The following is a 13,496-nucleotide window of genomic DNA, read 5'->3' on the forward strand; positions in this document are numbered from 1 at the left end:
GGATTTCAAAGGACATATAAGTAATATAAAATTACTTATACTATATTAATATTTAATCATTGAAAGGGGAGTTTAATTTGAAGAAAAAATTATTATCGTTACTACTAATTACTGTATTGGTTTTTAGTTTAGTTGGTTGTGGTAAAAAAGCAGAAACACCAGTTGATACAACAGATGAAGGCACAGAAGCACCTGAAACAGAAACAGCTGAGGAAATTAAAGTTGCAATGGTTACAGACGAAGGTGGAGTACACGACCAATCTTTTAATCAATCAGCATGGGAAGGTTTACAACAAGCTGAGAAAGATTTAGGAGTTAAAGTATCCTATAAAGAATCTCAACAAGATGCTGACTTTGCGCCAAACTTTGAATCATTACTTGATGAAGGAAATGATTTAATTTGGGGTATTGGTTTTAAATTAAGTGATGCTGTAATGGATGCTGCAACAGCTAATCCAGAGCAATTATATGCTATCGTTGACTCTTCTTACGGAGATAATACTCCAGAAAATGTAGTAGGGGTTATGTTCAAAGCAGAGCAGCCATCTTTCTTAGTAGGTTATATTGCAGGTAAAATGACTAAGACTGATACGGTCGGTTTTGTTGGCGGTATAGCTGGAGATATTATTTGGGGATTTGACTATGGTTATCAAGCAGGAGTTCAATATGCAGCTAAGGAATTAGGTAAAGAAATTAAAGTATTAAATCAATATGCAGAGTCTTTCTCAGATGTAGCAAAGGGTAAAGCTATAGCTACTCAAATGTATCAACAAGGGGCAGATATAGTATTTCATGCTTCAGGAGACGTAGGAAATGGAGTTATAGAAGCAGCTAAAGAGCAAGATAAATGGGCAATAGGTGTAGATAGAGACCAAAATGATTTAGCGCCAGATAATGTACTAACATCAGCCATAAAACGTGTGGACTTAGGAGTTTACTATGTAACTGAAGAGCTTAAAAAAGGAGACTTCCCTGGAGGAAAAACAATTACTTATGGTTTGGAAGATGGAGCAGTTGATATTGCACCAACATCTAACAAACATGTTCCAGAGGAAATTCTTAAAAGTGTAGAAGATTTAAAAGAAAAGATAATAAACGGAGAGATTAAAGTTCCTTATAATGAAGAAACTTATAATGAATATTTAGAAACAATAAAATAGTTAATATAAGCAGCTCAGGCAGAAGTCTGAGCTGCTTAAGGCTATAAAAGATAGGAGGAGCCCTATTGAACAATATTGATTTTAATACTAAAGTGATTGAAATGAAAAATATTACAAAAAAGTTTGGAGATTTTACTGCAAATGATAGTATAGATTTAACAGTTCATAAGGGAGAGGTCCATGCACTATTGGGAGAAAATGGGGCTGGGAAAACTACATTGATGAATGTTCTTTATGGATTGTATGAGCCAACTTTTGGCGAAATCTATATAAATGGAAATAGAATAGAAATTAAAAATCCAAATGTAGCTATAAAAAATGGAATTGGAATGGTACATCAACATTTTATGTTAGTTGAAACTTTTACAGTAGTGGAAAACATTATATTAGGAATGGAAACCACTAAAAGTATGGGAATTATAGATATGAAAAAAGCTACAAAAGAGGTAGAGGAAATATCTAAAAAATATGGTCTTCATGTAGATCCTCATGTTAAAATTCAAGATATATCTGTAGGAATGCAGCAAAGGGTAGAAATATTAAAAGCTCTTTATAGAGGAGCAGACGTGTTGATCTTGGACGAGCCTACGGCTGTATTAACACCACAGGAAATAGAAGAAATAATTCAAATTATGAAGAATTTAACAAAACAAGGAAAGACAATAATAATAATTACTCATAAATTAAAAGAAATAAAACAATCAGCAGATTATTGTACAATTATTAGACGAGGAAAGAAAATAGATACAGTAAAAGTAGATGAAGTGACAGAAGAAGATTTGGCATCTATGATGGTAGGAAGGGAAGTAAGTTTTAAAGTAGATAAAAAAGATGCCGACGTAGGAGAAACTATATTAAACTTGGACAATTTAGTAATCAAAGATAATAGAAACTTAAAAGCGGTAAAAGAACTATCTTTAGAACTTAAAAGAGGGGAAATATTAGGAATTGCAGGAGTAGATGGAAATGGTCAATCTGAGCTAATAGAAGGAATAACAGGATTAAGACCAATAGAGAGCGGTACAGTAAAATTAAATAACGAGAATATTACTAACTTAACACCAAAAGAAATTATCGAAAAAAGATTAAGTAATATACCAGAAGATAGACAAAAAAGAGGATTAGTATTAGACTTTACTGTAGGCGAAAACATAATATTAGAAAATTACCATAAAGAACCTTTTTCCAGCAAAGGTAGGTTGAATCATAAAAAAATTAGTGAATATTCAAAAGAACTAATTGAAAAGTTTGATATTAGACCAAGAAATGATAAGCAAATGGCAAGAAATCTATCAGGAGGGAATCAACAAAAGATTATACTTGCCAGAGAAATTTCTAATAATCCAGATGTTTTAATAGCAGCTCAACCGACAAGAGGTTTAGATGTAGGGGCTATAGAGTATGTCCATAAATATTTAATTGAACAAAGAGATAAAGGGAAAGCAGTACTTTTAATATCCTTTGAATTAGATGAAATTATGAATTTATCTGATAGAATAGCAGTCATTTTTGATGGGAAAATAGTGGATATATTAGATGCGAAAAATGCCGATGAAAAAACATTAGGATATTTAATGGCTGGTGGAGGTGTAAAGAATGAAACAAAATAAATTTATGATAACTTTGATATCCATAATGTTTGGTCTAATAATAGGAGGGGTAGTCCTTTTAATAGCAGGATTTAATCCAATAGAAGCTTATGGAATAATGCTCAAAGGTGTATTTGGTAACCCTAAATATATATCATGGACCATAATAAGATCTACTCCACTTATATTAACTGGTATGTCCGTAGCATTTGCTTTTAGAACTGGTTTATTTAATATAGGTGCAGAAGGCCAGTTTATAATAGGAAGTTTAGTAGCCACTTTAGTAGGATATTTCTTTAAGTTACCTCCAGTGATTCATCCTATTGTAGCTATTTTGGCAGGTTGTTTAGCTGCAGCCCTTTGGGCAGGAATAGCAGGATTATTAAAATCAAAATTTGGAATTAATGAAGTTATTACTACTATAATGTTAAATTGGACTGCCTTATACTTTAGTAATTATGTAGTATTCTGGGACAAGTTCAAAAGACCAAATAGAGATGCTTCTCAAAAGATATTAGAAAGTGCTAGTATCAATATACTTGGTAAATGGAAGACTTCAGAAGCAGGAAAAGCTTTCCTAAAGACTAATACTTTTTTAAAAGATCTTTTAAATCCACCGCTTAACTATGGTTTTATAATTGCAATCTTAGTTGCTATTCTAATATTATATATACTGAAACACACTACACTAGGATATCAATTAAAAGCAGTAGGACATAATAAATATGCTGCAGAATACGGTGGTATAAATATTAAGAAAAATATAATTGTATCTATGATGATAGCTGGAGCATTGTCTGGACTAGCAGGTGCGACACAGGTACTGGGGGTATCTAGAGAAACCGCTATATTAGCAGCTATGGAAGGTTATGGTTTTGATGGTATAGCAGTTTCTTTAATTGCAGGCAACAATCCTATTGCATGTATACCAGCAGCTTTATTGTTCGGAGGATTAAAATATGGTGGAGGTAAATTACAATCAACTATAGGTGCTCCACTAGAAGTTATTAATATAACTATAGGTGTTATAGTGTTCTTTATTGCAATGCCAAAACTAATTAAAATGATGACTTCTTTTAAAGTAAGGAAGAGAGGTGAAAAAGTTGAAAGTATTAAATGATATAGGAGTAATAATTGGAATAACTTTAATGTATGCAGCTCCTCTTATCTATACCTCTTTAGGTGGTGTAATATCAGAAAATTCAGGTGTAGTTAATATTGGTCTTGAAGGAATGATGACTATTGGAGCTTTTGCAGGTGCTGCTGTAGGATACTTTACTAAAAATCCATGGTTAGGATTTTTAGCAGCCGGATTGGCAGGAGGAATGCTTGCTTTATTGCATGCAATAGCGTGTGTAACTTTTACTGCAGACCATGTCGTATCAGGAATTGCAATTAATTTTATAGGTCCAGGATTAGCATTATTTTTGTGTAAAATGTTCTTTGATGGGGCAGCTATGACTTTGCCTTTAGACTTAGATAATAAAATTCCAAGACCATTTAATGGAGTTTTTCCATCTAATTCATTTTTAAATTTAGTATTTAATCAATATGCTACAGTATATATTGCTTTTATTTTAGTTTTAATTGTCTGGTTTTTGCTATATAAAACAAGACTAGGATTAAGAATTCGTTCTGTTGGAGAACATCCGAGAGCAGCAGATACTTTAGGAATAAATGTTTATAGAGTAAAATATATAGCCGTTATACTTTCAGGAATTTTTGCAGGTTTTGGCGGAGCAGCTATGAGTTTAGCTGTAGTATCTAATTACAGAATTACTTTAATATCTGGACAAGGATTTATAGCTTTAGCAGCAATGATATTTGGTAAATGGAAACCACAGGGAGCTATGTGGGGCTGTCTATTGTTTGGTGCAGCTCAAGGATTGACAGTCTATTTAGGTGGTGCTGGTTTAGGAATATCTTCTCAAATACTGGCCATGGTTCCATATTTAATAACTTTATTAGTGTTGATGGTATTTGTAGGAGAGTCCAATGGACCAGCAGCTAACGGTTTACAATATGAAAATGATAAGAATTAAAAAAGTTTTTGGTCTTTAAAAGGCCAAAAACTTTTTTGTATTATGAATCTCTCGAGGCTGAAGTCTATTTATTAGATATAAAAATACCGTTGATTTTATAATTTTATAGAGTTATACAATCTTACATTGTTTCTTATATGGCATCAATTTAAGTTTTAGTTGTATCCTACTGATAATTATAAAAATATATTCAGCAATAGATGTACATATTTTTGCAGATATTTTAGCTTAAAAATTTTTATATAAGTACTATAAAATCGAGGGTTACATGCTTTGGTTTTTATTTAAACGATTACTTTTTTCATGTATTAATAAATTTCTTGTTAATGAATCTAATGAATATATAATTTTTTATTACTTATAAAAAACCACCTTCAATTGCATCTATTCTACAATAGGAAGTGGTTTTTCTTAATGTCTATTTTGGGGATTTAGTGGTGTAATCACAATCTGGATTTGTATGATGTATTATTCTATCATTTCCTTAATTGAATCACACTTAGTACATCATGTTTCCAATCAGCAGGAAAATGTATCAATATTTTTCCTATGGATTATCTCCTAATATAGTAGGTGTACTATTTATCACAAAATTTATTGTTGAACTTCTATTTTTATTAATAATATTATGAAAAAAATTGTAGTTTTAAAAAGTATTTATGTGAATACAAAAATTAAAAAACTTGCTAGTCTATTTTGCTATAAATTTTTACTAAACAAATATGTTAATTATATTTTAATTATCACAAACTGTATGGTATTCTATATCGTTATTTACAACTTTGCTGGACCCACATTTATTACATTTATATGTTTCTTTATTGGAATAGTATTCGATAATACATTCTCTGACATAACTATCAATAACAGGATAATGCTTTTTAGACCAACTTCTTTGATTTAAATCTACTAAATTCCAATCATGAGAACATGCAGCCATCAAAGATAAAGAACCATCTTTATCATGGTCATGTAAGTCTATAGCATATACTAAATTGCTACCAAGATTTAATAATATAAATAAACTTAATACTAATGAACACACTTTTCTTTTCATCAAATTATCCCCCTAGTATTTATTTTTATAGTTAGACTAGCAAGTTTAATAAATACTATTTATATTATTTAAAAACGTTATAAGTTCTGATACAAATTTGAAATTATAAGTAAAAGAGTAATTAATTGATTTCCTACTAGAACCTAAATTAATCATATCATAATTAAACAAGTTTTTATAGAATTTTATTCGGCTAACTTTCAACATTTTTCAATATTATTTAGAGTTATTATATCAAAAAAAGGAGAAAACTGATTTACTCTAATCATATCATATATTTATACCTAATTTTATCTAATATTATTTATAAGCAATTTTACGTTGGATTAAGTATACAAGTAAATAAATCAGAAGTATATATTTAATATAAAAGTTTTTCATATTTTTTGAATTAACAAATATGTTACTGAAAAATCATTTTAAAGATTATTATAAATTTAAATTAAATTTTTTATTAAAAACAAAAAACAATTTTTATATTATTTTATAAAAACTGTTTTCGTTGTATGTTACATAAACAAAAATTTTATTTGTATTATCTAAACATTTATTGATAGGATATTTGCTTTTCTTTTTTAGTCAGATTATAAAGCCAAATTCCTCCCATATCAGAAACATAACCTAATATGGCACCACAAAGCAATGATATAATTACTAATTTCCAGTTTCCGTCTGCTCCAAAAGTAGAAAAACTTCCACAGAATGTCCCTGGTATAAAAGATAATAGTTCAAACTTTGCTTGAGCACACATTATAAAGGAGAATACTCCTGTCATTATAGCTCCAGCTGATGAAAATGGTATGTACTTGCTTGTTATAATAATTGCCATAGCCCATAAAACACCAGTCATATTAGCAGCAACAGATTTTCTTAACCCTGAAAGCTTACCACCAGAAGCATAATAGCTTGTGCAACCTACAAATCCCACCCAAGTTAATAATCCAAATGAGGAGCCTATAAATCCCCAGATTCCTGATAAAAGTCCTACACTTATAGAAGTATATATTAATAGATTAATAACAATTCCTCCTTTTTAAATAGAGCATAAAGGTATATAGGTAATATAATACTAATATAATTTTTGAAAAAGTATAGACATGATATGCCTATACTTTTTCAACTTTATTAAAGTAATATTTCTCTTTCTTTTTCGCCTTTTTTAAATACTATGTCTCCCTTTGAAATACATTGAACAGGGCATACATTGGCACATAAATGACATCCTACACATCTTTCTTTGTCTAATACAGGTTTTCTATTTTCTTTTTCCCATTCAATTGCTTGATGCCCACCGTCATAACAAGATATGTAGCATCTTCCACATCCTACACATTTTACTTCTTCAAATTTTGGATATACAATATATCCTCTATCTAAATCTTCTGCTGGAATTATATTTTTGTTTGCTAATCCAACCATATCTTGTAATTTTTCAAATCCTTTTTCTTCCATATAACGTGATAAACCATCTATCATATCTTCTACTATTCTATATCCATATTGCATTATAGCAGTAGTTACTTGTAAATTTGTTGAACCTAATAATATAAATTCAGCAGCATCTTCCCATGTTTCTATACCGCCAATACCACTTATTGGAACATTTTTAAGATCTTCATTGGTAACTAATTCTTGTATAAATCTTAAAGCTATTGGTTTTACTGCCTTTCCTGAATATCCAGAAATTGATGATTTACCGTTTACTATTGGATATCCTATAAATTTATCAAGATCTACTCCTGTAATACTTTTAACTGTATTAATTGTAGAGATTCCTGTTGCTCCACCTTCCATAGCAGCTATTGCTGCTTCAGACATATTTCCTATATTTGGAGTCATTTTAGCAAGTACTGGAATGTCAGTTCCTCTTCTTACTGCTTGACAATATTTTTTAACTAATTCTGGACTTTGACCAACATCTGAACCCATTGCATGACTTGTCATCTGTGGGCATGAGAAGTTACATTCTATTATATCTGCTCCTGTTTCTGTAACAAGTTTTGCAAGTTCTTCCCATTCTTCTTCATTTTGTCCCATTATGGAAGCTACCAAAACTTTATGTGGATAATCTTGTTTTAATCTTCTTAAAGCATCTAAGTTTTCTTCTAATGAATGTTCTGCTATTTGTTCCATATTTTTAAATCCTAAGAAAGGAGTTCCTTCTTTTTCTAAATTAGTAAAACGTGGAGAAACTTCATTTGCTATAAAGAATCCTATAGTTTTAAATACAATACCGCCCCAGCCTTCTTCTAAAGCCTTAGCGCACATTTCATAACAATTTCCTACTGGTGAGGATGATAAGAAAAATGGATTTTCGCACTTTACTCCACAAAATTCTATTGAAAGATCTTTTCTTTTCATTATCTTGCACCTTCTTTCTTACTTGTTAAGTATTTTGCTATTTCACTTGCAGCTTCTTTACCATCTTTTATAGCATATACTACTGTTTTATCTCCTTCAACTATATCACCTGAAGCAAATACTCCTTCTACATTAGTCATGTAGTTTGAGGTTTGAATTATTCCTTTTTCGTTAATATCCACTATTTCTATTTTTTCTGCTTCCTGTCCAATTGCAAATATAACCATGTCTGCTGAAAGATCCAATTCTGAATCATCGAACATACCTATTGCTTTAAATCTAGTAACTTTGCCGTCTTGTCCAATTATTTCACTTGGTTTGAATCCAGTAAACACTGGTATGCTTAATTCTTGAGTATAAGCTAATTCTTTTCTATCTGCTGGCATTTTTTCTATAGTTCTTCTATAAACTATTTTTACGTCTTCAGCCCCTACTAATTTAGCAGTTGCAGCACAGTCCATAGCAACATCGCCGCCACCTATAACTATAACTTTTTTACCAACTTTAATATTTCCATTTGTAGTTTTAGCTTCAGCTAAGAAATCTACTCCGTTAATAACTCCTTCTAAATCTTGTCCTTTGACATTTACAGATTTACTATTTTGCATTCCTACTGCTATTAGAAAAGCTCCAAATCCTTCTTTTCTAAGATCATCTATTTTAATATCTTTACCAACCTTGCAGTTAGTTTTAAATTCAACACCTAAATTTTTTATATATTTAATTTCATTATCAACAACTGTTTGAGGAAGTCTATTTGCTGGTATTCCATAAGTTAACCATCCACCTAATAAATCTTTAGATTCAAAGACAGTTACTTTATATCCATCTAAAGCTAATTGAGCTGCAGCGGCAAGTCCACTTGGACCTGAACCTATAATTGCCACTTTTTCTTTTGTAACTTCTACAGCTTCTAGAGCTTCAAATCCTGTCAATTGTTCATAATCGGTCAAATAACGTTGAAGTTTCGCAATTTCAATTGGTTTATCTATTCCACATCTACTACATGCCCCTTCACAATATGTACTTGTAGGACATACTCTTGCACAAACTCCACCAAGAACATTGTTTTCACGAATTGTAGCCACAGCACCCTTAAAATTTCTAAAACGTAATGAACGTATAAACTTTGCAGGATCTGTCCCTGCTGGACATGCTTTGGTACATGGTGCATCATGGCATAACAAACACCTTGATGCTTCTTCAATTGCTAGAATTGGCGTAAGTACTTCTTCTCTTTCTTGTAAGTAATTTGTTTCTCTTTCCAAGACTTATTCCTCCTTTATATTTAATATTGAAAAGTTAATTGCGTTTATAGTTTAACAAAAAAATAAGCATATTTCTATATAAGAAATATGCTTAAACGACTATTTAAAACAAAATTTGCACTTGTATGATCGTATAATCAAGTTATACCAAAGATTACTCGAGATTTCGACATTTTTTTAACAATTTCTATAACATCATAACAAATGTTAAAGTTTTAACATCATTTAAAGTTATTTAAATGAGATTATTTATAGTATTTTTTTATAAAAACCTTGTACAATTTCATATAACAATATGAAAAATTTGCAATTAACCTTTCAATATTATTTATATAAAGGATGTACAAGGATTTTAACTAAATCAAGTCCATCTATTTCAGCAAGTTCAACAGAAACAGTTTCGCTTATTGAAGTAGGTATATTTTTTCCAACATAATCTGGCCTTATTGGAATTTCTCTATGGCCTCTATCTATTAAAACTGCTAATTGAATTCTACTAGGTCTTCCATTATCAAATATAGCTTCTATAGCTGCTCTTACAGTTCTTCCAGTATAAATTACATCATCTACTAGAATTATTTCTTTACCTTCAACATTTATCCCTATTTCACCATCTTTAATTAATGGACCATCAGAGAGTTCAGATAAATCATCTCTATACAATGATATATCTAGACTACATACTGAAATATCTATTCCTTCAAACTTTTTTATATTTTCTGCAATTCTTTCAGCTATTGGAACACCTCTTCTTTTAATTCCTACCAATACTATGTTTTCAGTATCTTTATTTCTTTCTAGTATTTCATGGGAGATCCTAATTATAGATCTACTAATTTTGATATCGTCCATTACTATAGCCTTTAAACCCACCTGAATTCCACCCTTCATCTATATTTTAAATAAAAAAAGTGTCTTGATCCCCAATTAAAATCAAGACATTTACATAGACTAATTCTCATCTACCTTACAATCTCTCAGGATCATTTAAAGGACTTAAATATGTAATTAATTATATATTTAACAATAGCATAAAAAAATTAGTATTTCAAGTTTTTTCTATTTTAATATTCAAATAAAGATATTTATTGATAATGTTTTTAATCTAAATTCATAAGAATTTACTTAAACATAATAAAATCAAAAGTCAAATAGTTAAACTTTTAGTTATAATAATATGATGTAAGCTTGAATCTTTCCTTATATAACTAAATATGAAAAATAGAAAAAATAGCAATAAATAGACTCTTAGCGAAAATGAAATATGAAATTTTTGTCTAAAAATAAATGATTTTGTACTTTAAAGATTAATTTGGTATAATAGAACTAAAGTATTAATAATAATTTATTAATGAAATTAATTGGTGGGAGTGAGTTTAATGAAACTCAGTTATGATTTAACTCTTGAACAAGTCCAAAAGTTAATAATGACTCCAGAATTAAGACAAGCCATTCAGCTTCTTCAATATAACAGTTTAGAATTAAATGAGTATTTAGAAAGAGAAATAGAACAAAACCCAATGTTAGAAACTGTTCATAATGATCAAGAATTTGAAAATATTGAAGAATATACAAAAGATAAAGAGATTGATTGGAAAGAATATATTGAAAAATATGATGATATAAGCTATAAGCCACAAAGAGATAGAAATATTAAAGAATATAGCTATGAAAGTTATATCAGCTATTTACCATCTTTAAAAGAACATCTAATGTTTCAATTGAATTTAATGAGATTAGAAGCTAATGAACTAAAAATTGGAGAGAACATTATTGATAATATTGACAGAAATGGCTATTTAATTACGTCAGTAAGTGAAATTGCTCAATTTACAAAGGCTAGTGTTCATGACGTTGAAAACGTTTTAGCTGTTATTCATAGTTTTGAACCCTTAGGAGTAGGCGCAAGAGATTTAAGAGAATGTCTATTGATACAAATAGATGAACTTAGAATTAGAAATCCACATATTAAAAAAGTTATAGAAGATTATCTTGAAGATGTAGCCCATAATAGGATGCAAAAAATAGCCAAGGAATTAAATATTGATTTAATAGAAGTACAGGAAATTTGCGATTATATAAGGAAATTGGAGCCAAAACCTGGGAGATGTTATAGTGGTAACTATGATGAAGTAAAATATATAACTCCTGATGCAGCTATTCAATTGATAGATGGAGAATTTATTATAATATTAAATGATATAACAGGCCCAAGATTAAATATTAATAGCTTTTATCGTGAATTAATGAGGCATGGTGGTGACCAAAGTACAACGGATTTTCTTACAGAAAAACTTAACTCGGCTATGTGGATTATTAGAAGTATAGAACAGAGAAGGATGACTATATACAAAGTAATAGAATCTATCTTGAAATTTCAACTAGACTTTTTCAAACAAGGGGATAAGGCTTTAAGACCCTTAACCTTAAAAGATGTGGCTGACGATATTGGAGTTCATGAATCTACTGTAAGTCGTGCAACTAATGGAAAATATGTTCAAACACCTAGGGGATTATTTGAATTGAAGTATTTTTTCTCCAGTGGCATATCTGGAAATGACGGAGATATATCTGCAATAAGTATTAAATCAACAATAAAGGATTTGATTGATAGAGAAGATTCAAAGAAACCTTATAGTGATCAGCAAATAGCCGATTTACTTAAAAAGAAGGGAATAATTATATCTAGGAGAACTGTTGCAAAATATAGAGATGAATTAAATATACCATCGTCATCTATGAGAAGACGATATTAATAGCCCAAATTAATAGGGCTATTTTTTTTGCAGGTATTGTAAAAGAAATTTTATTGGTATATAATATTATTAGGCAGTGAATTCACTCCTAATTTTTTTAATAAATGTGGGATGGATTATGCACATGTGGGACGCAATGAGTCCCTGGGCTATTTTTCTGAAATTAGGATAGCATAATAGGTAAGAGGTGGTTTACTATGAATTTGCTTGAGTTAGAAAAGAAAATTGTTCCAGAGATATTAGAAATAATGGAAAAGAGATACATCATTTTAAGGACCATATATTATAACCAGCCTATAGGAAGAAGAACTTTAGCCAATAACTTAGGTTTAGGAGAAAGAACCATAAGGACAGAAGTAAATTTTCTTAAAAATCAGGGACTATTAAATGTGGAAACTATGGGTATGTATGTTACTAAAGAAGGAAAAGATGTATTGGCTAATTTAGGTAGTGTCATTCATGAATTTAAAGGTATTTCACAGCTTGAAAAAACCTTGGAGAAGATGCTAAATGTAGAGAAGGTAATTATTCTACCAGGAAATTCTGCTGAAGATGGATTAGTATTAAAGGATATGGGTAAAATTACATCAGCAAGTTTAAAAAAAATTATTAAAGATAATTGCATTATTGGAATTACTGGTGGAAATACTATGGCAAGTGTAGCAGAAGAAATGATACCAGGTAAAATAGCAGATAATGTATTAGTGATACCTGCTAGAGGCGGTTTAGGCAAAGACGTAGAAACTCAAGCAAATAGTATTGCTGCTAAATTAGCTCAAAAACTAGGAGGCAATTATAAACTTCTTCATGTACCCGATAGCCTAGAAAAAGAGGCTTTGGAAGTTATTAGAAAAATAGAAGATGTAAAAGAATCCATAGATTTTATAAATAAAATGAATATTTTAGTATTTGGCATTGGTAGAGCAGATACTATGGCTGAAAGAAGAAATTTGCCAAAAGAAAAAATAGATGCCCTTACAAAAGATGGAGCTGTTGCAGAAGCTTTTGGTCATTATTTTGATATAAAGGGTAGAGAAATATGGGAATACTTAACTGTAGGATTGACTATAGAAAAATACAAAGAAATAGATCATGTTATAGGAGTAGCAGGAGGAGAAGAAAAAGCAGAAGCTATAATTGCAGTTTCTTCTTTAAGGAAAAAGATGACTATTGTTACTGATGAAGAAGCTGCTAAAAAAATAATTGAAATAGTGAGTAAAGCTACATAGTAGCTATAATAATTAATAAATATTAAGGAGGAAT

At 30.0% G+C, this 13,496-nt stretch carries 11 protein-coding genes; 6 read left to right on the forward strand and 5 right to left on the reverse strand.

Annotation, left to right across the window (positions count from 1 at the left end; genetic code table 11):
• The first annotated feature begins 77 nt into the window (after window positions 1-77).
• The 4 genes from KQI42_RS07615 to KQI42_RS07630 all read left to right on the forward strand — a co-directional run bounded on the left by KQI42_RS07615 (window position 78) and on the right by KQI42_RS07630 (window position 4,791).
• Window positions 78-1,160, forward strand: coding sequence for a BMP family lipoprotein (locus tag KQI42_RS07615; RefSeq protein WP_216518444.1), 1,083 nt, complete (start codon window positions 78-80; stop codon window positions 1,158-1,160).
• 101 nt (window positions 1,161-1,261) lie between these two features.
• On the forward strand, window positions 1,262-2,770 hold the full coding sequence (locus KQI42_RS07620) for an ABC transporter ATP-binding protein (protein ID WP_216518620.1): 1,509 nt from the start codon (window positions 1,262-1,264) through the stop codon (window positions 2,768-2,770).
• Window positions 2,757-3,869, forward strand: a complete 1,113-nt coding sequence (locus KQI42_RS07625; RefSeq protein WP_216518446.1) for an ABC transporter permease — start codon at window positions 2,757-2,759, stop codon at window positions 3,867-3,869. The genes KQI42_RS07620 and KQI42_RS07625 overlap by 14 nt, the downstream gene beginning before the upstream one ends.
• Window positions 3,870-3,897: 28 nt before the next feature.
• A complete protein-coding gene (locus KQI42_RS07630) occupies window positions 3,898-4,791 on the forward strand; it encodes an ABC transporter permease (protein ID WP_281420375.1) in 894 nt (297 codons plus the stop codon).
• Between the two features lie 736 nt (window positions 4,792-5,527).
• Here KQI42_RS07630 and KQI42_RS07635 read toward each other — a convergent pair.
• The 5 genes from KQI42_RS07635 to pyrR all read right to left on the reverse strand — a co-directional run bounded on the left by KQI42_RS07635 (window position 5,528) and on the right by pyrR (window position 10,350).
• Complete coding sequence (locus KQI42_RS07635) at window positions 5,528-5,848, reverse strand: hypothetical protein (RefSeq protein WP_216518450.1); 321 nt, start codon at window positions 5,846-5,848, stop codon at window positions 5,528-5,530.
• A gap of 547 nt (window positions 5,849-6,395) precedes the next feature.
• Window positions 6,396-6,872 carry a DUF1097 domain-containing protein gene (locus KQI42_RS07640; protein ID WP_216518622.1) on the reverse strand — a complete coding sequence of 159 codons (477 nt, stop codon included), beginning with the start codon at window positions 6,870-6,872 and terminating at the stop codon, window positions 6,396-6,398.
• A gap of 101 nt (window positions 6,873-6,973) precedes the next feature.
• Window positions 6,974-8,209 (reverse strand): NAD-dependent dihydropyrimidine dehydrogenase subunit PreA, encoded by a 1,236-nt coding sequence (gene preA / locus KQI42_RS07645; RefSeq protein WP_216518452.1) that lies wholly within the window; start codon window positions 8,207-8,209, stop codon window positions 6,974-6,976.
• Window positions 8,209-9,477, reverse strand: coding sequence for an NAD(P)-dependent oxidoreductase (locus KQI42_RS07650; RefSeq protein WP_216518454.1), 1,269 nt, complete (start codon window positions 9,475-9,477; stop codon window positions 8,209-8,211). The genes preA and KQI42_RS07650 overlap by 1 nt, the downstream gene beginning before the upstream one ends.
• Window positions 9,478-9,801: 324 nt before the next feature.
• A complete protein-coding gene (gene pyrR, locus KQI42_RS07655; RefSeq protein WP_216518456.1) occupies window positions 9,802-10,350 on the reverse strand; it encodes a bifunctional pyr operon transcriptional regulator/uracil phosphoribosyltransferase PyrR in 549 nt (182 codons plus the stop codon).
• 506 nt (window positions 10,351-10,856) lie between these two features.
• Between pyrR and rpoN the strand changes: the two genes are divergently transcribed.
• The gene (gene rpoN, locus KQI42_RS07660; RefSeq protein ID WP_216518458.1) at window positions 10,857-12,233 is read left to right on the forward strand and encodes an RNA polymerase factor sigma-54; all 1,377 of its coding nucleotides are present in this window, start codon (window positions 10,857-10,859) and stop codon (window positions 12,231-12,233) included.
• A gap of 197 nt (window positions 12,234-12,430) precedes the next feature.
• Window positions 12,431-13,462, forward strand: a complete 1,032-nt coding sequence (locus tag KQI42_RS07665) for a sugar-binding transcriptional regulator (protein WP_216518460.1) — start codon at window positions 12,431-12,433, stop codon at window positions 13,460-13,462.
• Window positions 13,463-13,496: the final 34 nt, after the last annotated feature.

This window comes from Tissierella simiarum, from assembly GCF_018917865.1.
Taxonomy (GTDB): Bacteria; Bacillota; Clostridia; order Tissierellales; family Tissierellaceae; genus Tissierella_C; species Tissierella_C simiarum.